Here is a 20633-nt window from a genome sequence, read left to right as displayed (position 1 = left end):
GCGCGGGCGTTACGGCTGCGCGTCGAGGAAGTCGTGCGCGTTGCACGCTTCGGCGGTGACGCGCAGCGTCTGCAGCGCGCGCTTCTCGATGCGGCGAACCTGCTCGCGCGACACGCCCGTCTGCGCGGCGATCTGCTCGTAGCTCCACGGCTCGTCGCCGCCGATGCCGAAGCGCCGGCGCAGGATGTCGGCTTCCTGCGCGGACATCGTTTTCAGCAGCGACGTGACGACGTCGCACATCTGCCCGTGGGCGAGCGCATCGAACAGGCTCGGCGTCGATGCGTCCTCGACGAGGTCGCCGAATTCGGCCTGGTCGTCGTTGCCGAGCGGCGCGTTCAGCGAGCGCGGCTCGCGAGGCAGCATCAGCATCGCGCGCAGCCGCTCGACCGGCAGCCCGGTCGCCGCCGAGAGCTCGGCGAGCGATGCGCGGGCGCCGCTGCGCCGTTCGATCCGATCGGCGACCTTGCGCACGCGGCGCACTTCGTCGCCGACGTGAACCGGCACGCGGATCGTGCGGGCGCGGTCCGCGATCGCGCGCGAAATCGCCTGACGAATCCACCACGTCGCATACGTCGAGAACTTGAAGCCGCGCCGATATTCGAATTTCTCGATCGCGCGCAGCAGGCCGAGATTGCCTTCCTGCAGCAGATCGGCGAGATCGAGGCCGCGCGACGCGTGCTTGCGCGCGATCGACAGCACGAGCCGCAGATTCGCTTCCGCCATTCTCGCGGTTGCGGCCGAGATGCGCGCTTCGCCGTCCGCGAACGCATGCAGCGCGCCCGCGCCGCCTTTTGCCGGCGATGCCGGCAGGCGGCGCATCGCACGCCGCACCGCATCGATTTCCGCCGACGGCCAGCCATGTGCGGCGAGCGCCGCGAACGCCCGCTTGCACGCGCGGGCGTACGCGCGCGCGCCGTCGCCGCCGCGGGCGCGTGCGCGCTGCAGCGCGGCGCGCGCGTGGCCGAGCGCTGGATCGTCCGGCAGCGACGCGAGTTCGAGAAGATCGAGCGCCTCGGCAAGCGCCAACAGCACCTGCTCGCGGCCCGCCTCGATTTCGGCGGCGAGCGCGATTTCCTGCGCATGCGTCAGCAGCGGCACCGCGTGCATCCGGCGCACGAAGAGCGCGAGCGGATCGGTCGAGACTACGGTGTCGTCCGGCGCGGCGTCGTTTGGTTCGGATGACGGAGCATCGTCGTCGTCGCGCCAATCGGCATCTGCGTGCGCGGGCCGCGTCAGCTTGTCGCCGAACGAACCGGCGCCGCCGTTTTCGTCGGATGCGTGATGATCGAGGGGATCGGGCTCGCCGAGGCCGTGCGTATGCGCGTGCGCGTCGGACGGCGCGCTCGCGAACTCGTCGGCGACGTCGGCGTATTCCGGGTCGCCGCGGGCGCCGGCAAGTTCGAGCAATCGGTCGATGCCCTGTTCGTAGCGCACTTCGCGCTCTGAGACTGTCATGGCAAACGCGGATCGGGCCGCGGTACGTCGTGACGGAGCGAGTCCGTCGAGCCAGGCCCGTCGGCTCGTCGCGGACGCCCGTCCGCGCCGATGGACCTTACAGGCGTGCATCTGGTGGCGAATCGCGAAATTTCAATGGCGGACAACGGTACGCGCGCAAGCCGCGTGCCGGTGCGCGGCGGCGCCCAAACAGGTTCGGATGCCTTGACGATCCGGCCGCGAGCGCAGGCGTTCCTGCTCGCGCGCGCTATTCATATGATTCGCGGCGAACCGGCGCGGCGTCCGGAGCCGGGCTTTCGACGCTCGCCGCCGCGCGCTCGCGCAAGCGGCTATCGTCATCGTCTTCGTCGTCGCGTTCGACGGGACCTTCGCCCGCTTCGACGTCGCGCTCGTCGGCGAGTTCGGGCTCGGCCTCGCGCGGCTCGGTGGCGTACGAGCGCCTGATGTCGAAGCCGGGCGCGGCGTCGCGCAGCGTCGACGCATACGCTTTCCAGCCGGTATCGTTGCCCGCGAACAGATGCCTGCGAACGGGCAGCGCGAGCGCGCCGTAGTCGAGCGGATCTTCGAGCAGCAGTTGCGGCCACAGGCAGAACGCGCGCAGCGCGCGGGACACGAATTCGCGCACCGTCATGTCCTGCACGACGTATTCGACGAGCGGCACGTCGGCGAGCATGCCGTTCGCCGTGAGCAGCGCCTCGATCGACTGGTTGTCGGGCTTCTCCTCGAGGCGGCTCAGGATTTGCAGCACGCTGCCGAGGTGCAGCAGCAGCGCGCGCCGTGCATAGGCTTCTTCCATGACGATGTCTCCGGTCGGATGGTCGGCTGCACGCGGTCGAGCGGCGGCGCGCGGGCGTCCTGCGGCGGGCCGTACGAGCGCCGACGCCGCCCGTGCGATGCGGCTCGTTTCGTCGCGTCGCTCGCGGCGCGCAATGTCTACAAGCGTAGCCAATCTGCACGCAGGTTGCAGATGCGGATTGACGCACGTCAACGAGCGCGCGCGAATCCGCTCGCGGCGGGCCGAACGTGAGGGGGCGCGAGACGGCGCGCGGGGGGCGGCGCCGGCCGCGCGCTTATCGGCGTGGCGGTGCGCTGTCGGCGCGGGTGCCGTTCGCCGGATCGTCTCGAACCGGCGTGCCGGCTGCCCGATCGACCGTTCAGGTTCGCTGCCGGCCGGCAACCCGACGTCAACAACGATCAGGGGAACACATTCACCGCGGCCGAGCCGGTCGATGGCTGACCCTCGTCAACGGAGGGCAAAATCGGTGCGAGGCGCCTCGCCCAGCACGCGCGCGATGCGCGCTTCGCTATCGGCGAGCTTCGCCTCGACGCGCTCGACGAGACGGCGGATCTTCGTCGAGCCGCGCCGGCTCGACGGATAGGCGGCGCAAATCCGGTCCTCGCCGAACGACGCGCTCTCGAAGCGCCAGTCGACGAGCAGCGGCACGAGCCGGCCCGCCTCGAGCACGTCGACGACGCTCCATTGCGGGCACGGCAGCACGCCCGCGCCATCGAGCGTCGCGGCGAGCGCGAGGCCGTAGTCGTCGGTGGCGAGCGGCCCTTTCGGCTCGATGCGCGCGCGCACGCCGTCGCGATCGAACGTCCAGGCGTTCGCGAGCGTCGGATGGCGATAGAGCACGCAGTCGTGCTGCGCGAGATCGGCCGGCGCGGCGGGCCGGCCGCGCCGCGCGAGATAGCCGGGGCTTGCGCACAGCAGGCTGCGGTTCGAGCCGATCGGTTTGACGATCTGGCTCGGCAGATCGTAGTTGCCCATCCTCAGCGCGAGATCGAAGCCTTCGCCGACGATGTCGACGTAATGATCGGATAGCGACAGCTCGATCCGCACGCGTGGAAACGCCTGCGCAAACGGCGCGCAGAGCGGCGCGAGGATCGCGTGGCCGAACGAATGCGCGGCCGTGACGCGCAGCAGGCCGCGCGGTTCGTCATCGCGCTCGGACAACTGCCGCGCGCCGTCCGCGAGCCGGCGCAGCACGTCGGTCGCGGTCGCGAGATAGAGCCGCCCGCCTTCCGTCAGCACGAGCCGGCGCGTCGTGCGCTCGAGCAGTTGCGCGCCGAGCGTCGCTTCGAGTCCGGCGATCGCCTTCGTTACCGCCGACGGCGTTTTCGCGAGCCTGCGCGCCGCCTGGCTGAGGCTGCCTTCCTCGACCGCGCAGACGAACGTTTCGAGCGCGGACAGCAGATCGATTCGCCGCATTCTTTCCTCAAAGGCACAGGCGATGTGCGTAATAAGATCACGAATCGATTTTTTTCTCTACTTACGATCACAAGCGGAACGTTCGGCAACGCAGCGCTCGAGCGGCCGCCATTTCTTCGGCATCGTCAAAGGAGGGAGCGATGAAGCGCATCGCATGGATCGCCGTCGTGCTTGCGTCGCTCGCGTGCGCCGCCGCGCGCGCGGCCGACGGCAACGTGCTCAACATCTACAACTGGGCCGAGTATTTCGCGCCCGACACGATCGCCGGCTTCGAGAAGGAAACCGGCATCAAGGTGCGGCTCGACGTCTACGACAGCAACGAAGCGTTGCAAACGAAGCTCACGACAGGCAACAGCGGCTACGATCTCGTGTTTCCGTCGAACGATTTTCTGGCGCGGCAGATTCAGGCGGGCCTCTACCAGAAGCTCGACAAATCGAGGCTGCCGAATCTGAAGAACCTCGATCCGGCGATCGTCGCGCGCGCGGCCGAGGTCGATCCCGGCAACCAGTACGGCGTGCCGTACATGCAGGGCACGTTCGGGCTCGGGCTGAACGTCGCGAAGGTGAGGCAGGCGCTCGGCGGCCCGCTGCCCGAGAACACGCTCGAGCTGATCTTCAACCCCGCGTATGCGGCGAAGCTCAAGGGCTGCGGCATCGCGTTCAACGACGCGGGCAGCGAAGTGTTTCCGCTCGCGCTACGCTACATCGGTCGCGATCCGAACACGACCGAGCCGCGCGACTACGAGGCGGCGCTCGACATGATGAAGAAGATCCGGCCGACGATCCGCCAGTTCATCGCGACACCCGTGATGAACGATCTCGCGACGGGAGACGTGTGCGTCGTTACCGGCTACTCGGGCGCGGTGCTCGTCGCGGCGCTGCGCGCGGCGGATGCGAGGAACGGGCAGCAGATCGTCTACAGCCTGCCCGCGGCCGGCGCGCCGTTCTGGTTCGACAGCATGGCGATTCCGAAGGGCGCGGCGCATCCGGACAACGCGCTGCGCTTCATCGACTACATTCTGCGGCCCGACGTCGTCGCGAAAATCAGCAACAAGGTGATGTATCCGAATCCGAACCGCGCGGCGACGCCGCTCGTCGACAAGCGGCTCACGTCGAATCCGGCGATCTATCCGGATGCGGCGACGATGCGTACGCTGTGGGTGAAGCGCCCGATGCCGCCGCAGGCGATGCGCATGCAGACACGCTACTGGACCCAGTTCAAGACCGGTTACTGAGCGGCTTCATTCTGACGAGGAGACCGAAGTGATTCCTACCGGACTGCTGTTCGATCCCGCATTCCTCACGCATCGGCAAGGCGATCTCGTGTACGTCGTCCCGCACGGCACGCTGAACTTCGGCGAGCATTTCGACAGTCCGCTGCGGCTCGCGTATACGAAGCAATTGCTCGACGCGGTCGGCATGACCGAGCGCCTGACGCGCGTCGCGTTCGAGCACGCGACCGACGAGCAATTGCTGCGCGTGCACCGGCCCGAGTATCTGCGGCAGCTCGCCGAGGCTTGCGCGGTGGCGGGCGAGCAGGTGGTGCCGCTCGGCGACGACGCGGCGGGCAGCGCGTCGACCGAGCGCGTCGCGCGGCTCGCGGCGGGCGCCGCGTGCGCGGCCGTCGACGCGGTGATGACGGGGCCGCTTCGGCAGGCGTATGCGCTGATCCGGCCGTCGGGCCACCACGCGGGCGCCGATTTCGCGATGGGCTACTGCTACTACAACAACGTCGCGATCGCGGCGCGGCACGCGCAGTCCGTGCACGGCGTCGAGCGCGTCGCGATCGTCGACTGGGACGTGCATCACGGCAACGGCACGCAGCAGGTGTTCTACGACGATCCGTCGGTGCTGTTCGTGTCGTTGCACGAGGCGGCGAATTTTCCGGTCGATGGCGGCGAAGCGCGGGAGACGGGCGGCGGCGCGGGCGCCGGCTACAACGCGAACGTGCCGTTGCCGTCCGGCACGGGCGACGCCGGCTACGCGCACGCATTCGACGAACTGGTGCTGCCGCTCGTCGAAGCGTTCGCGCCGCAGCTCATTCTCGTGTCGGCGGGGCAGGACGCGAACGCGTTCGATCCGCTCGGCCGCATGCGCGTGCAGCGCGACGGGTTCCGGCACATGGCGCGCGCGTTGCGGCAGGCGGCGGGCAGCGCATGCGACGGACGCATCGTCATGCTGCAGGAAGGCGGCTACAGCCTGCCGTATCTGCCGATCGCGACGCTCGGCGTGCTCGAGGGGCTCGTCGGCTGGAACGCGCCGTTCGACGATCCGCACCAGTTCGCCCAGCATCCGTGCGGCGACGGCGAGCGCGCCGCGGTGCGGGCCGCCCGCGCCGCGCTGGCGCCGTATTGGCCGACGTTGGGTCGTTCCTGAGGAGGAGCACGAGATGAGAAGGACGATCGTGGCCGCCACGCAGATGGCGTGCGACTGGAACGTCGATGCGAACCTGGCGCGCGCGGAGCGTCTTGTGCGCGACGCGGCCGCGCGTGGAGCGCAGATCGTGCTGCTGCAGGAATTGTTCGAGACGCCGTATTTCTGCATCGACCAGAATCCCGCGCATCTCGCGCTCGCGCAGCCGTACGAAGGCCACCGGTGGCTTGCGCGCTTCGCGTCGCTCGCGCGCGAACTCGGCGTCGTGCTGCCCGTGAGCTTCTTCGAGCGCGCCGGCCAGACGCAATTCAACTCGGTCGCGGTCTTCGACGCCGACGGCCGCGCGCTCGGCGTCTATCGAAAGACGCACATTCCGGACGGCCCGGGCTACACGGAAAAATACTATTTCACGCCGGGCGACACGGGCTTTCGCGTGTGGGACACCGCATATGGGCGGATCGGCGTCGGGATCTGCTGGGATCAGTGGTTTCCGGAATGCGCGCGGACGATGGCGCTTGCGGGGGCGGAGCTGCTGCTGTACCCGACCGCGATCGGCAGCGAGCCGCAGGATGCGTCGATCGATTCGCGCGCGCACTGGCAGAACACGCAGCGCGGTCATGCGGCCGCGAACCTGATGCCCGTCGTCGCGAGCAACCGGATCGGCGTCGAGCGCGGCGCATCGGGCGAAATCGCGTTTTACGGCAGCTCGTTCATCGCGGGCGCGGACGGCGAGAAGATCGTCGAGTGCGACCGGCACGGCGAGGCGATCGCGACGGCCGAATTCGATCTCGATGCGCTCGCGTATCGGCGGCGCTGCTGGGGCGTGTTTCGGGATCGGCGGCCGGAGTGCTATCGGGCGTTGAGCGGCGACGCGGCGTAGCGCGCGATGATGAAGTGAGCGTGCGGCGGGAGCGCGATCACGAGCGCCTCGCCGCTTGCAACCGCGCAAAAAAAACCGCGCATGTCTGCGCGGCGAATCCGTCTGCACTCGAGGGCCACCGATTGCTGGCAGACGGGCCACTAGCGTGGGGCACTAGTGAAAACGGTCGGCGTGCCTGCGGTGCGGTTCGCAACGGGCGGCTTGCCGTGTTCGCTCGGTCGGGAATAAAAAGCGCTGCGCGTTCCGTCGGGCGCGGGCCCGAACTGGCGCAGCGAAGCCACCTGCTTCCGAGGCAGTGAGGAAAGTGGAGCAGGTGGAACATGGGCGACGGAATGCGGCCTGATGAGCGTGCGATCCGGCTCGAAACGACGGTTGCGATCGCACCGAACCGAACGGAAACCGCAATGCTCGGCGCCGACGCAGGCGCAACGGAACGGCAGCGCCGAACGCAGCTTCGCTGCAAAAGCGATGCTGTACAATGAAGCCAGCCATGTGTGGGCACTCGCAATAACTACCGTGGTCAGGTCGATGCCGGTGTTACCAGCACCCGCATCGACCGCTTCGAGCATCGTCACTTCGTCAGTCCATTACCTTCCTCGCGCTTCGCCGTAAGGCGGTTGCGTCAATCGATTCCAGTCGATTTCAATCGATGCGTCGCGCCGATGCCGCCATCATCGCGGCGGCGTCATTGCTTGAACATCGTCCATACCTTGTCGCGCAGCGCGAGCGCCGCCGGCGAGCACAGCTTGAACGGGCGCAGCCGCTCCTTGTAGGCGGCCGGGAGCATCACCGCGGGATTCTTCAGCAGGTCCGCGCTCATGTAGCGCTCGGAACCCGCAATCTCGTTCGGATACAGATACGCGTTGGACGCAGCGGCCATGTTCTCGGGCTTCATCATCCAGTTGAGGAACGTGTGCGCCTCGCTCACGTTCTTCGCCTTCGCGGGAATCAGAAAATTGTCCTGCGCCATCCGCACGCCTTCGCGCGGGAACGCGAAGGCCGCGGTCGACAGCTTGCGCTGCACGCGGACCGTCGCGCCGCTCCAGCCGTGCTGCACGACGACCTGCCGCGAGATCATCCGATCGATCGTGCCTTCGTTGCTGTACGTCTTCACGTACGGCTTCTGCTTGCGCAGCACGGCGAGCACGCGCTTCGCGTCTTCGGGATTCTCGGTGCACTCGTCCTGCTTCAGATACCAGCTCGCAGCCATGTAGAGCTCCTCGACCGAATCCAGATCCGCGATTTCGCCGCGCAGCGACGCCGGCGGATCGAACAGCGATTTCCAGCTATCGTCGAGCTTGCCGCCCGGCACGCGCGCGCTGTCGTACGCGAAGCCCGTCATGAAGATCAGATACGGCGCCGTGTAGTCGCGGTTCGGATCGAAGAGCGGATGCCGGTATTCCGGCATGACGTTCGCCATGTTCTGCAGCCGGCTCTTGTCGAGCTTGCGCACGAGGCCGTTCTTCGCGAAGACCTGAACGTAGTAGTCGCCCGCGACGACGACGTCGTAGCCGCCGCCTCCCGCCTGCAGCTTCGACAGCAGCGTCGCGTCGCTGTCGTAGATGTCGAGCGTCGTCTTGATGCCGGTTTCCTTCTCGAATTTCTTCATCAGCTCCGGCGGCATCCAGTCCGGCCAGTTCGCGAGATGCAGCTCGGCGGCCTGGGCGAATCCGAATGTCATCGTGAGCAGTAACGTCAACCATGCTTTCATAGCGCCTCGATTTTGTTGGTATGGGAAAAGAGCGGGTGCGCGCGCGCGACGGCATCGCCGGCCGGCGATTCGTCGCGCGCGTCCTCGGTTGCGTCGCCGCTCGCCGATGCGCTGCCGACGATCGCCACGATCGCGGAGAGCGCGAGCATGATCGTCGATATCGCGTTGATCTTCGGCGTGAGCCCGAACTTGAGCGCGCCGAAGATGTACATCGGCAGCGTCGTCACGCCGGGCCCGGCGACGAAGTACGTGATCACGAAGTCGTCCATCGACGTGAGGAACGCGAGCATCGCGCCCGCCGTGATGCCGGGCAGCGCCAGCGGCAGCGTGACCTGCCGGAACGCGGCCCATGGCGTTGCCGACAGATCGGCGGCGGCGTCGAGCAGCAGCGGATCGACGCGCCGCAGACGCGCGCGGATCGGCAGATAGGCGAACGGCAGGCAGAACGCGACGTGCGCGAGCAGCACCGTGTAGAAGCTGAGGTCGATCGACAGCGCCGAGAACAGCAGCAGCGTCGCGATCGCCGTGACGATTTCCGGCACGATCAGCGGCACGCCGATCAGGTTCTCGATCACGTACTTGCCCCGCCCTTCGCGCGCCCACATGACGACGGCGGCGAGCGTCGCGAGCGCCGTCGCGATGGCGGTGGACGAGCCGGCGAGCGCGAGCGAGTTGCGTGCGGCGCGCATCAGCGTCGGGTCCTGCCACGCGTCGGCATAGCCGTGCAGCCCCCAGCCGCTCCAGACGAGCGACGAGTCGCCCTGGTTGAAGCTCAGCGCGACGAGCGCGACCATCGGCGCATACAGGAACGCGAACGCGCCGATCGCGACGTAGGCCGCGAACGGGAAGCGATGGCGGGCCGATTGCGCGCCGTTCATGCGAGCGCTCCCCGCTTCGCGGACGTCAGGCGGCGGGCCAGCATCGCCGCGAGCACGAGCCCGAGCAGCGCGAGCGACAACGACGCGCCGAGCGGCCAGTTGCGGCCTTGCGTGAACTTCATTTCGATCAGGTTGCCGATCATCATCGAATGGCTGCCGCCGAGCAGATTCGGGATCACATACGAGCCGAGCGCGGGTACGAACACGAGGCCGATGCCCGCGGCGATGCCCGGCATGCAGTTCGGGATCACCACCTGGCGCAGCGCACGCCACCGCGTTGCGCCGAGATCATATGCGGCTTCGACGATGCGCCAGTCGAAATCGTCGAGACTCGCGTACACGGGCAGCACCATGAACGGAAAGAACGTGTACAGCAGGCCGACCAGCGTGGCGGGCGTCGTGTAGAGCAGCCCGAGCGGGCCGTCGAGCATGCCGAGACCGTTCAGCGCGCGATTCGCGAGACCGTGGTCGGCGATCAGGATGATCCATGCATACGAGCGTATGACGAGGCTCGTCCAGAACGGTATCGTCACGAGAATCAGCAGCGCGCTCTTGCGACGCGGCGGCTGCGTCGCGATGAAAAGCGCAGTGGGAAAGCCGAGCGCGACGCAGCCGGCCGTGGTCGCGGCCGCCAGCGCGAGCGAGCGCGCGAAGATGCGGACATGATCGCTCTGAAAAATCAGATTGCCGTCGAAATCGCGATCGACGATCAGATTCAGATAGGCGTCGAGCGAGAAGCTGCCCCATTCGACGCCGCCGTAGCCGAGCGGGTGCATCAGCGAAACCGACGTGACGACGGCGATCGGCAGCAACGTGCCGACGGCGAGCAATGCGACGACCGGGCTCAGCAATTGCCAGTCGCGCGCGGTTAATCGGCCCTCCGGATTGTCTTTTGCCACTGGAATTTCCCGTGTCCAAGATCCATTATTCGGATGAATGTAGGTTAACAAACGGCGCGTCGTCCGTGTGCGCGAAGGCGTGGCAGAACGCGCCAATTGCGTGCCAAAACGCGCCATCGCGCGGGTTCGCGCGCGCTCACGAATCTTCTTTCGCCCATCGGCGCCGCGCGCGGCTCACGGAGGTCGGGTCCTTGTAGCCGATGTGCCGTGCGATGTCTTTTCTCGATCGCGGGCCCATCGCGAGATCCTGAATCAGCAGATCGCGCCTCACCTGTTCGAGCAGCCGCTGAAGCGACGTGCCGGACTGCTTGAGCTTGCGCTGCAGCGTGCGGGTGGACATGCCGAGCGCGCCGGCGAGCGCGGGGACGGTGCCCGTGAACGGATGGTCGTACAGGTAGTGGAGCGTCTTGCCGACGACGTCCGACGCAGCCCATTGCTCGAGCTCCTGCTCGCGCCGCACGCACGCGTCCTTCGCGATCATGTGCTCGAGCTGATGTGCCATCGGCAGCGGCGTGTTCATGCAGTCCGCGTCGAGCGTGAACGAATGCGCGGGCGCCGAGAACCTGACCGGACACTGGAACAGCGATTCATATGCATATGCATGTTTTGGCGTGTCGAAAGCGAGCGTCACCTGACGGAATGTCGGCGGGCCGCCGAGCAGGTCGAACATCTGCCTGCGCAGGCCCGCGAGACACATGTCGGTGTTGAGCACGTAGAGATCGGGCCGATACGAATAATCGGAGAACGTGATGACCGCCCGCGAGCCTTTCGTTTCGAGGCGCGTGGCGAAGTAGCACAACGCGAGCAGCGGGCAACTGTTCGCGAGCTCGATCGCGGCGCCGAGCGTCGGGCTGACCATCATCGCGAGCCCGAGCGGCATGTACGCGGTCAGCGGCACCGCGTCGGCCATCGCGAGGCCGATCGCCGAATCGCCCGTCATCCGCCATGCGTTGTGATAGATCACCATCTCCTGCGCATGCGAGATGATCTTGTTCGGCTGGCGCAACTCGGCAGGCGTGATGCCCGAGCCGCTGAGGATCAGTTCCGTGCTCAAGCCGCGCCGCTGCAACATGTCGACCGCGACCGCGACGGCATGCAGCGACGCGGGGCGCCGTGCGGCGAGCGAGCGGGATTTGTCGCTTGACGTCATATCGCCTCATGTCGCGAGTGATTTTCGGAACGTGACCTGGCAGCCGTAGCTGTCGAGCTCGCCGCGAATCCAGCCGAGATGCTGGTAGAAGCCGTCCGCGCGCGAGCCGGGATCGGTGACGAGCGAGACGCTTTCGCTGCCTTGCTGACGCAGCCAGGCGAGCGCCCGCTCGAGCATCTCGCGTCCGACGCCCGTTCCGTGCCACGCGGGACGGACGAACAGCGCGCTGATGAACGCTTGCGGGCCGCCCGTGGCCATGCAGTAACCGACCGCGGTGCCGCCTTCGATCGCGATGACGCTGAAGCCGTTGCGCAATTGCTCGAGCACGCGGTCGCGATCGAGGAGATGGATCTGATGCGGGAGGATGCGATTCTCGGTGACGGAAAAGCGGATGTCGTACGTGCTGCCGAGATCACTTTCCTTTATCGGGCGGAACTCCATCGAGGCGATTCTCCTTGCGCATTCGGACGGGGGCGCTCTATTTTCGCGTATCGTCTGATCATTGAGAATCCCTTTTAGACGGTTCATTCTGGCGGGGCCGGAGAGACGCCGGCCGGCCGCGACAGCATTTTTGTGCAAGCGCGTCCATTTTGTCCTTCCTACGATGGCTCGGTGAATCGACGGAGGACCGAAATGAAGCACGCCCCCCATATGAGAGGCATCGTCGCGGCGGTGATCGGCAATGCGCTGGAATGGTACGACTTCGTCGTCTTCAGCTACATGACGGTCGTGCTTGCCGATCTGTTCTTTCCGACCGGGCACAGCTATACGTCCATCCTGCTCACGACCGGCACGTTCGGCGTCGCGTTTCTGATGCGGCCGATCGGCGGGCTGGTGCTCGGCTCGTACGCGGACCGGTTCGGCCGCAAGCGCGCGCTGTCGCTCGTCATCGCCTTGATGACCTTGGGCCTCCTGATCATTTCGCTGGCGCCCACGCATGCGAGTATCGGGGTGGCCGCTCCGGTGCTGATCATCATCGCTCGCCTGATCCAGGGCTTTTCCGCCGGCGGGGAATTCGGCACGGCGACGGCGCTTCTGATCGAATCGGCGCCGCCCGGCCGGAGCGGATTCTTCGGCAGCTTTCAGATGGCCAGCCAGGCGGCCGCGCTGCTGCTCGGCGCGATCGTGGGCGCGCTGGTGACGAAGGGCCTGAGCCACGACGAACTCATGGCGTGGGGATGGCGGATTCCGTTCGTCATCGGGCTCGTCATCGGGCCGGTCGGCTTCTATATCCGGCGAAACCTCGTCGAGCCGGAGAGCGCGCCGGCGGCGGACGAACGGCCGACGCAAGTCCTGCAGAGCGTCGTGCGCGACCACATCGGCGGCGTGCTTTCGAGCCTCGCGGCGGTGGTCGCGCTGACGTCGAGCGTCTACGTGCTGGTCAGCTATCTGCCGACCTACGCGGTCAAGCAACTGAAGCTGCCGATCGAAGCGAGCTTCTACGCGCTCGTCGCCGGCAATACGCTGCTCGTGCTGCTTTGTCCGGTGGCCGGCCGAATCTCCGACAGCATCGGCCGAAAATCGCTGTCGCTCGTTTCGCTCGTCGTGACGCTCGCGTTGCTGTATCCGCTGTTCGCGTGGCTGAACGCGAGTCCGAGCGTCGCGAAGATACTGCTCGTCCAGTGTCTGCTCAGCGTGAGCCTCGCGGGATTCTACGGGCCCTTCGGCGCGCTCGTCTCCGAGCAGTTTCCGGCCGAGGTGCGCTCGACCGGGCTTTCGCTCGCCTATAACCTGGCCGTCATGTTGTTCGGCGGGTTCTCGCAGATGATCGTGACGTGGCTGATCGATGCGACCGGCTCCGCGCTGGCGCCGACGTTCTACGCGATGTTCTGCGTCGGGATGGCGGTGGTGGGCGTCGCGACGATGGCGGCGGGAAGGGTTTCGTTGACGGTCGGCGCGCCGGGCGCGCTGCGATGACGCCGCTCGGCGGGGCGCGCCGGGAAGCCGGCGCAAAGCGGCCGCGACACGGGCTTCAAGGCCGCGATTGAATCATTGACAGGAACTAATGGTGAACTAGAATTCGCAAATGAATCATCATTCATTTTCTCGCGTGAACCCGAAGAAGCGATCTCCCCGTCTTGAAGCGCGCCTCGCCGACAACCGCGCGCAGATCCTCGATGCCGCACGCCGTCTGGTCGCGGAAGGCGGATGGCAGGCTGCGCAGATGTCGTCGGTTGCGCACGCGGCCGGGCTTGCAACGGGATCCGTGTACCGGTATTTCCCGTCGAAGGCGGATCTGTTCGCGCAAGTGCTCGCCATCGTGTCGCAACGTGAGGTGGACGTGGTGCGCCAGATCGCTGCGGCGGGCGGTCTCGTTCGCGACCGGCTGGCCGACGCGGTGTACGCGTTCTCGAAGCGCGCGCTGCGCGGGCGGCGCCTCGCGTTCGCGCTGATCGCCGAGCCTTGCGAGCCGGAGATCGACGTGCAGCGGCTCGCGTACCGGAAAGCGCTGAGCGAAGCCGTTCAGCGGATCATCGAGGAAGGCATCCGGAGCGGCGAATTCCCCGAGCAGGATGCGCGCACGTCGGCCGCCTGCGTGGTCGGCGCGTTCATGGAGGCGCTGGTCGGCCCGCTCGCGCCGGACGAGGAGCACAAGATCGACCAGGCCGAATTCCTCGGCCATATCGTCGAATGCTGCGTGAGGGCGGTCGGGGCGCGGATGCCGCCGCGCGGGAGCGGCGCGCCGCTGCGGATCGTCGGGAAGCCTGAATCCGACTGACCGGGAGACAGACATGAACAATCCGTTGCCGGAGTGGAGCGAAGACAACCCGCAGTCCGGATGCGACGGCGCCACGCACGCCGTATTCAATCAGGCGGCCGACCCGGTCGGATACAACGCGTTTGACGACGACGTCGCGCTATCGTCGATCACCGAACGCTTCGCGCCGTGGGCGGCGGGCCACGCGAGCCGGCTCGGCGCGCTGGCGGGAACCGCGCAGGCTCAGGACGCGGCCCGCCTCGCGAACCTGTACACGCCCGTCCTAAAGAATTTCGACCGCTACGGCAACCGGCTCGACTGGGTGGAATTTCATCCGGCGTGGCATCAGTTGATGTCCTGGGCATTCGGCAATCAGGTGCATTCGCTCGCATGGACCGCCACGGAGCCGAACGGGCATTTCGCGCGCGCGGTTCAGAGCTACCTGTGGAATCAGATCGAGAACGGCGTCGGCTGTCCTACCGGCATGGCCTACGCGTCGGTCGCGGGGTTCAGGCGTTATCCCGAGCTGGCCGCGTGGAAGGAGAAGACGCTGCAGACGCAATACGATCCGCGCCGCCTGCCGATCGAGCAGAAGACTCACGCCGTGATCGCATACGCGATGACCGAAAAGCAGGGCGGATCGGATCTGAGGGAAACGCAGACGTTCGCCGTCCCGCACGAGAACGGCGAGCATGGCGCGATCTACCTCGTCACCGGGCACAAGTGGTTCTGCTCGGTGCCCGTCGCCGACGGGATCTATACGCTCGCGCGCACGCAGGCCGGGGTGTCGTGCTTCTTCATGCCGCGGATTCTCCCGGATGGAACGACGAACCGGATTTTCATCCAGCGTCTGAAGGACAAGGCGGGCAACAAGTCGAATGCGTCGAGCGAGATCGAATATCGAAACGCATGGGCGATCCTCGTCGGCGAAGAGGGGCGCGGCATCCGGGAGATCCTCTCGCATGCGCATCTGACGCGTCTGGATTTCGCCGTGGGCTCGGCCGGGCTGATGCGTCATGCGCTCACGCTCGCGCTGAATCACGCGCAGACGCGGACTGCGTTCGGCAAGCCGCTCGCGGAGCAGCCGATACAGGAGGCGGTGCTCGCCGATCTCGCGATCGATGCCGAGGCGTCGATGCTGATGGCGCTGCGCGTGAGCCGCGCGACGGACGGGTGGGAGGCCGGGAACGCGGCGGAGAAGGCGTTGGCCCGCATCGCGACGCCGGTCGCGAAGTTCTGGAATTGCCGGCGCGCGGCGAGCTTCGTCGTCGAGGCGCTCGAAGTGCATGGCGGGAACGGCTTCATCGAGGAAAATCCGATGGCCCGCCTGTATCGCGAGGCGCCGCTCAACGCGATCTGGGAAGGCACGTCGAACATGATGTGCATGGACGTCATGCGGGCGATGAAGCGCGAGCCGCAGACGCTCGATGCGTTGCTCGACGACTTCGCCGGTCTTGCCGGCGCCAACCGCTTTTTCGACGCGCATCTCGGCGTACTGAAGGCGACGCTCGACGAAGGCGCCGAAATCGAAGGAAACGCGCGCCGCATCGCATCGCTGATGGCGCTCGCCTTGCAAGGTGCCGAACTGCTGCGCCATTCGACCGCGGAAGTGGCGGATGCATTCTGCGCCTCGAGGTTGCATGACGGCATGGGCTACGTGTTCGGCGTGCTCAAGCCGACGCCGGCGCTTCGGCACATCGTGCGTCGCGCGGCGGTCGTCCCGCATTAGGAACGGCGCGCGCGCGATGCGATCGCGTGCGGCGTGCGGCGTGCGGAAGCGAGTCCGGCTCGCCGCCATCATTCCCGGCGGATTTGGCTTCGCGCATGCGCGCGCCGAATCCGCGGTCGCGCCGAAAGAGGCCGGCGCGTTCGCGAAGACGCCCGCCGCTTGCTGCGCGCGCAGCAAGCGCCGACGGCGGCTCAACATCCGATTCGATCGATAGACACCGTGCGCGCTGCGCAACGGCGATGATGCCCTCGTGCCGGGGCGAGCGAAGGCGCGATGCTGCCCGTCGAACCGGCGGCACGGAACGCGGCGGCGCGGGGCGGACGTCGCCGCCGGGTTCGCATGCGCGCGCCGCACGTTCACCTCCGGAGGAAGCATGTTCGGCCTGATGCAGGATAAGCAGCTTCTGATCAGCGATCTCCTCGAATACGCGCGGGTCTATCACGGCGCGCGCGAGATCGTCAGTCAGGACGCCGCCGGCGCGATTCATCGCTACACCTATGCCGACGCGGCCGCGCGGGCGGCGCAGCTCGCGCACGCGCTCGACGCGCACGGCGTGGCGGACGGCGATCGCGTCGCATCGATCGCGATGAACGGCTATCGCCATTTCGAGATGTATTACGGCGTTTCCGGCATCGGCGCGGTGCTTCATACCGTCAACCCGCGGCTGTTCGACGCCCATCTGGTCTACGTCATCAATCACGCCGAAGATCGCCTGCTGTTCGTCGATCCCGAATTCCTGCCGACGGTCGAGCGCATCGCCGGGCAACTGCCGTGCGTCGAGAAGATCGTCGTGCTCGGCGATGCGGGCAGCGCCGGCGCGGTGCGACTTCCGGTCGACGTGACCGATTACGAGACCTTTATCGGCGCGTTCGCGACGACGTTCGCGTGGCCGTCGTTCGACGAACGCAAGGCTTCGTCGCTGTGCTACACGTCGGGAACCACGGGGGAGCCGAAGGGCGTGCTGTATTCGCACCGCTCGACGGTCGTGCACGCGCTGGCCGCGGCGCAGCAGAGCGCGTTCGGCATCGCGTCGTCCGACGTCGTGATGCCCATCGCGCCGATGTTCCATGCGAACGCCTGGGCGATGCCGTACCTCGCGGCGATGACGGGCGCGAAGCTCGTGCTGCCTGGGCGCAGGCTCGACGGCGAATCCGTCCAGCGCCTCGTCGAGCGGGAGCAGGTGACGTTCACCGTCGCGGTGCCGACGGTCGTCACGATGCTGCTCGAGCATCTGCGCCGCACGGGGAGCCGCATCGACAGCCTGAAGCGCGCAGTCGTCGGCGGCTCGGCGGTGCCGCCGCCGATGATCAGGACACTGAAGGAAGTCTACGGCTGCCAGGTTCATCAGGTATGGGGGATGACCGAGCTCAGTCCGCTCGGCACGTTCTCGACGCTGTCTCATGCGGCGAGCCAACTGGACGACGACGCGCAAACGAGAATCATGGCGTGCCAGGGCCGCGCGCAGTTCGGGATGGAGCTCAAGCTCGTCGGCGAGGACGGGCGCAGGCTCGCTCATGACGGCCGGTCCGTGGGCGCGATCTGGGTCAGAAGCGCATGGGCGGCGTCCGGCTATTTCAAGCAGGCATCCGGTGGCGTGCTGGACGGGGACGGCTGGTTTCCGACGGGCGACGTCGGAACGATCGATCCGCTCGGCTACCTGCGCATCACGGATCGCGCGAAGGACGTGATCAAGTCGGGTGGAGAGTGGATCAGCTCGGTCGATCTCGAAAATCTCTGCTATGGGCACCCGGCCGTGAAGCTCGCGGCCGTCGTCGGCGCGAGCCACCCGAAATGGGAAGAACGGCCGGTTCTTTGCATCGTGCGCAAGGCGGACGAGCCGGTGACGAAGGACGAACTGCTGACGTTCCTGTCGAGCCGGGTCGCGAAATGGTGGCTGCCCGACGATGTCGTGTTCCTCGACGAGATGCCGTTGACGCCGACCGGAAAAATCAGAAAGACCGAGCTGCGCGACCGCTTCCGCGACCATCTGACGGCCGGCGCACGTCAGGGCAGCGGGGACGAGACGTGATGTCGGCGCTGCGGCGCGCAGTTGCCGTCGCGCCCCGCCGCCTCTGCGGCTGCCGGGCATTGGGGAACGCACATCGGGGGATTGGAATGGAACGGGAGCGTCGCGAAGAGAGCCGAGACGTCGTGTGCGTCGAAAAACGTTCGTCGATGCCGGTTTCGACGTGGCGTGACGCGTCGCTGCCGGCGGGGCGGCTGGTTCGCGCGGCGTACGGCGCGCACGTTTTCGAGCCGCACGTGCATGACGAGCTCGTGATCGCCGTCACCGAAAGCGGCGCCGCGCATTGCAAATCGTCGCGCGGCGTGGAGACCGTGAAGCCTTTGACGCTGTGGGTGACTCACGCGGGCGAGTGCCACTCGGGCACGGTGCCGCGCGATTCCTGCTGGAAATACAGGGCGATCTATCTCGATCCGCTCGATGGCGACGAGCGCACGCGTTATGAGAATATCCGCTCCGGCCTGCATGACGAACCCGGGCTTGCCGCGCTGCTGCTCAGGGCGCATCGCTGCGCCGAGATCGATGCGCCCGCGCTGATGAAAGAGGCGTTCTGGCTCGAAGCCATGTCGGCGCTGCACGCGCGCTGCTCGACGGCCGTGGCGGCCGGCGAGCAGATCGGCGGCAACGCGCAGGCCGTCCATCGCGCGAAGGATTACCTCATCGAATATGCCGACGGCGATGTCAGTATCGAGGAACTGGCGCGCCTCACCAACCTGAGCCGTTTCCATCTGATGCGCTCGTTCAAGAAGACGTTCGGCATTCTGCTTCACCGCTTCCATCTCCAGTGCAAGCTTCACAAGGCGAAGTACCTGCTTCGGACCGGCACGTCGGTTGCCGACGCCGCATTGAGCGCGGGTTTTTTCGATCAAAGCCACTTCACGCGGAATTTCAAGCGGATGTACGGCGTCACGCCGGGTACGTTCCGAAGCCTGTATCGCGATAGCGTCAACTGATCGAGCCGAATCGCGATGCGCCGCGGCCGCTTCAGGCGATGACGTGCGCGAGCGCGGGTGTCGTCGGGGCCGGCGTCCATGCGTGCGGCATCTCAGCACTATCGTACAAGCCGCCCGTTTTTGACGTTCGCACTATGGGCCGACCTTCGATAACGCACGCGAAACGGGGTAAGGAGATCAACGAAAAATGCGAGCACGACTGATAGGCGGCGCGACCGCAACGACATTTCTTTTGTGCTCGCCGGCCTGGGCGCAGAGCACCGTGACGCTGTACGGCCTGCTCGATAGCGGCTTCACCTATTCGAACAATCAGAATGGAAAAGCGAGCTATCAGGCGTCGAGCGGAGAGCTTCAGGGCAGCCGCTTCGGATTGCGCGGCGTCGAGGATCTCGGCGGCGGGATGAAGGCGATCTTCACGATCGAGAACGGATTCGACGGCTTCACGGGCAGGCTCGGGCAGGGCGGTCTCGGGTTCGGACGGCAGGCGTATGTCGGGCTTTCGTCGCCGTACGGCACGATCACCGTCGGGCGGCAATACGAGTCGATCGTCGAATACCTGGGCTACATGGAAGCGGGCGACACATTCGCGGGTTATCTGGGCGCACACGCGGGAGACGTCGACAACTTCAACAACACGTTTCGGGTCAACAATTCCGTGCGCTACAAGAGCCCGAATTTCAACGGTTTCGATTTCGGCGGGCTATACAGCTTCGGCGGCACGCCGGGCGATTTCGCGAACAACCGCGTCTGGAGCGTCGGCGCGGAATATGTGGCGTCTGGCCTGACGCTCGCCGGCGCGTTTCTGAGCATTCACAACGCGAGCACGAACATCTACGGGGCATCCGCGCCTGCGACGGCTGGCGCCGCGTTCGAGTCGAACGTGAAGAATCCGATCTACAGCGGCTTCACGTCCGCGTCGACGGTGCAGATTGCGGGTGTCGCCGCGCGATACGCGAGCGGCAAATCGACGATCGGCGCGATGTATTCGCAGACGCGGTTCGGCGACGTCGTGCCGACGAGCGCCGGCCCTTATTCGGGCAACCTCTACATTCGCAACGTCGAGGTGAGTTACCAGTATTTCATCACGTCGCTGCTGGAGGCCGGCGCGGCCTACGTTTTCACGAAGGCTCCCGATGCGAAGTATCACCAGGTCAGCCTCGGTCTCGACTATTTCCTGTCGAAGAGAACCGATGTATACGGCGCGTTCCTGTGGCAGCGCGCGATCGGCACCGACTCGACCGGCAATGCCGCCGTGGCGAATCTGAACCTGCTGTCGCCGTCTTCGTCAGCGAATCAACTGGCTGTCCACGTCGCGCTGCGCCACAAATTCTAGGTGCTGCCGGATGGCGGTAACGGGATTGCGGTGTTGGGGCGATCGGCTCCGATCGAGCCGTGCCGCAGCGCTGTCAGAGCGCGTGACGTGTTCCGGGCAGGAGGGGCTGCTGGCTGGAAACAGAAAAGGGTTACAAGCTGATCGCTTGTAACCCTTTGAATTCGGTGGTGGGGCGTGAGTGACTCGAACACTCGACCTACGGATTAAGAGTCCGCTGCTCTACCAACTGAGCTAACGCCCCAACAGAAGAAAAATTATGCCGAAGCTTTCAAGACTTGTCTAGTCTTTTTTGTATTTTTCTCGAAACGCTTCCGTCGGCCGCGCGTTGCCGTTCCGGAT

18 protein-coding genes and 1 tRNA gene are annotated in these 20633 nt (G+C 66.4%); 9 read left to right on the top strand and 10 right to left on the bottom strand.

The window, feature by feature from the left end; translation table 11 throughout:
• Positions 1-9: 9 nt before the first annotated feature.
• From WS92_RS28485 to WS92_RS28475, 3 genes are all read right to left on the bottom strand, one after another.
• Positions 10-1455, bottom strand: a complete 1446-nt coding sequence (locus WS92_RS28485; RefSeq protein ID WP_015602071.1) for an RNA polymerase sigma factor RpoD/SigA — start codon at positions 1453-1455, stop codon at positions 10-12.
• A gap of 247 nt (positions 1456-1702) precedes the next feature.
• Complete coding sequence (locus WS92_RS28480) at positions 1703-2251, bottom strand: hypothetical protein (protein ID WP_059933032.1); 549 nt, start codon at positions 2249-2251, stop codon at positions 1703-1705.
• A gap of 447 nt (positions 2252-2698) precedes the next feature.
• Entirely contained in the window at positions 2699-3667 is a 969-nt protein-coding gene (locus WS92_RS28475; protein WP_059933030.1) for a LysR family transcriptional regulator, read from the bottom strand.
• Positions 3668-3807: 140 nt separating this feature from the next.
• On the opposite strand from WS92_RS28475, the gene WS92_RS28470 reads away from it, so the two are divergent.
• From WS92_RS28470 to aguB, 3 genes are read left to right on the top strand one after another with little or no spacing between them, the layout of a single operon-like run.
• Positions 3808-4902: a polyamine ABC transporter substrate-binding protein gene (locus WS92_RS28470; protein WP_015600624.1), complete on the top strand. Its 1095-nt coding sequence runs from the start codon at positions 3808-3810 to the stop codon at positions 4900-4902.
• 28 nt (positions 4903-4930) lie between these two features.
• Complete coding sequence (locus WS92_RS28465) at positions 4931-6043, top strand: class II histone deacetylase (protein ID WP_059933028.1); 1113 nt, start codon at positions 4931-4933, stop codon at positions 6041-6043.
• Between the two features lie 13 nt (positions 6044-6056).
• The gene (gene aguB, locus WS92_RS28460) at positions 6057-6920 is read left to right on the top strand and encodes an N-carbamoylputrescine amidase (protein ID WP_059933026.1); all 864 of its coding nucleotides are present in this window, start codon (positions 6057-6059) and stop codon (positions 6918-6920) included.
• Between the two features lie 140 nt (positions 6921-7060).
• On the opposite strand, the gene WS92_RS35340 is transcribed toward aguB, so the two are convergent.
• The 6 genes from WS92_RS35340 to WS92_RS28435 all read right to left on the bottom strand — a co-directional run bounded on the left by WS92_RS35340 (position 7061) and on the right by WS92_RS28435 (position 11999).
• Complete coding sequence (locus WS92_RS35340) at positions 7061-7489, bottom strand: hypothetical protein (RefSeq protein ID WP_171845257.1); 429 nt, start codon at positions 7487-7489, stop codon at positions 7061-7063.
• Positions 7490-7605: 116 nt separating this feature from the next.
• Positions 7606-8631 carry an ABC transporter substrate-binding protein gene (locus tag WS92_RS28455; RefSeq protein ID WP_059933024.1) on the bottom strand — a complete coding sequence of 342 codons (1026 nt, stop codon included), beginning with the start codon at positions 8629-8631 and terminating at the stop codon, positions 7606-7608.
• Positions 8628-9509: an ABC transporter permease gene (locus WS92_RS28450; RefSeq protein WP_059933021.1), complete on the bottom strand. Its 882-nt coding sequence runs from the start codon at positions 9507-9509 to the stop codon at positions 8628-8630. Before WS92_RS28450 ends, WS92_RS28455 begins: the two co-directional genes overlap by 4 nt.
• Positions 9506-10360 carry an ABC transporter permease gene (locus tag WS92_RS28445; protein WP_059933019.1) on the bottom strand — a complete coding sequence of 285 codons (855 nt, stop codon included), beginning with the start codon at positions 10358-10360 and terminating at the stop codon, positions 9506-9508. Before WS92_RS28445 ends, WS92_RS28450 begins: the two co-directional genes overlap by 4 nt.
• 184 nt (positions 10361-10544) lie before the next feature.
• Positions 10545-11558 carry an AraC family transcriptional regulator gene (locus WS92_RS28440; protein WP_006024080.1) on the bottom strand — a complete coding sequence of 338 codons (1014 nt, stop codon included), beginning with the start codon at positions 11556-11558 and terminating at the stop codon, positions 10545-10547.
• 6 nt (positions 11559-11564) lie between these two features.
• Positions 11565-11999: a GNAT family N-acetyltransferase gene (locus WS92_RS28435; protein WP_006024081.1), complete on the bottom strand. Its 435-nt coding sequence runs from the start codon at positions 11997-11999 to the stop codon at positions 11565-11567.
• Between the two features lie 192 nt (positions 12000-12191).
• Between WS92_RS28435 and WS92_RS28430 the strand changes: the two genes are divergently transcribed.
• The 6 genes from WS92_RS28430 (at position 12192) to WS92_RS28400 (ending at position 20294) form a co-directional block, all read left to right on the top strand.
• Positions 12192-13475: an MFS transporter gene (locus WS92_RS28430; protein WP_059933017.1), complete on the top strand. Its 1284-nt coding sequence runs from the start codon at positions 12192-12194 to the stop codon at positions 13473-13475.
• Positions 13476-13584: 109 nt separating this feature from the next.
• Positions 13585-14277 carry a TetR/AcrR family transcriptional regulator gene (locus tag WS92_RS28425; RefSeq protein WP_059933016.1) on the top strand — a complete coding sequence of 231 codons (693 nt, stop codon included), beginning with the start codon at positions 13585-13587 and terminating at the stop codon, positions 14275-14277.
• Positions 14278-14290: 13 nt separating this feature from the next.
• Positions 14291-15985 (top strand): acyl-CoA dehydrogenase family protein, encoded by a 1695-nt coding sequence (locus WS92_RS28420; RefSeq protein ID WP_059933013.1) that lies wholly within the window; start codon positions 14291-14293, stop codon positions 15983-15985.
• A gap of 373 nt (positions 15986-16358) precedes the next feature.
• Entirely contained in the window at positions 16359-18014 is a 1656-nt protein-coding gene (locus WS92_RS28410; RefSeq protein WP_059933011.1) for a long-chain fatty acid--CoA ligase, read from the top strand.
• Complete coding sequence (locus tag WS92_RS28405) at positions 18014-18961, top strand: AraC family transcriptional regulator (protein WP_231755965.1); 948 nt, start codon at positions 18014-18016, stop codon at positions 18959-18961. The genes WS92_RS28410 and WS92_RS28405 overlap by 1 nt, the downstream gene beginning before the upstream one ends.
• 187 nt (positions 18962-19148) lie before the next feature.
• Positions 19149-20294, top strand: a complete 1146-nt coding sequence (locus tag WS92_RS28400) for a porin (RefSeq protein ID WP_006024089.1) — start codon at positions 19149-19151, stop codon at positions 20292-20294.
• 165 nt (positions 20295-20459) lie between these two features.
• On the opposite strand, the gene WS92_RS28395 is transcribed toward WS92_RS28400, so the two are convergent.
• Positions 20460-20535: transfer RNA gene (locus tag WS92_RS28395), tRNA-Lys, on the bottom strand.
• Positions 20536-20633: the final 98 nt, after the last annotated feature.

This window comes from Burkholderia sp. MSMB1588, assembly GCF_001546925.1.
In the GTDB taxonomy this organism is placed as follows: Bacteria; Pseudomonadota; Gammaproteobacteria; order Burkholderiales; family Burkholderiaceae; genus Burkholderia; species Burkholderia humptydooensis.
This window is presented reverse-complemented; position numbering and strand designations above follow the sequence as displayed.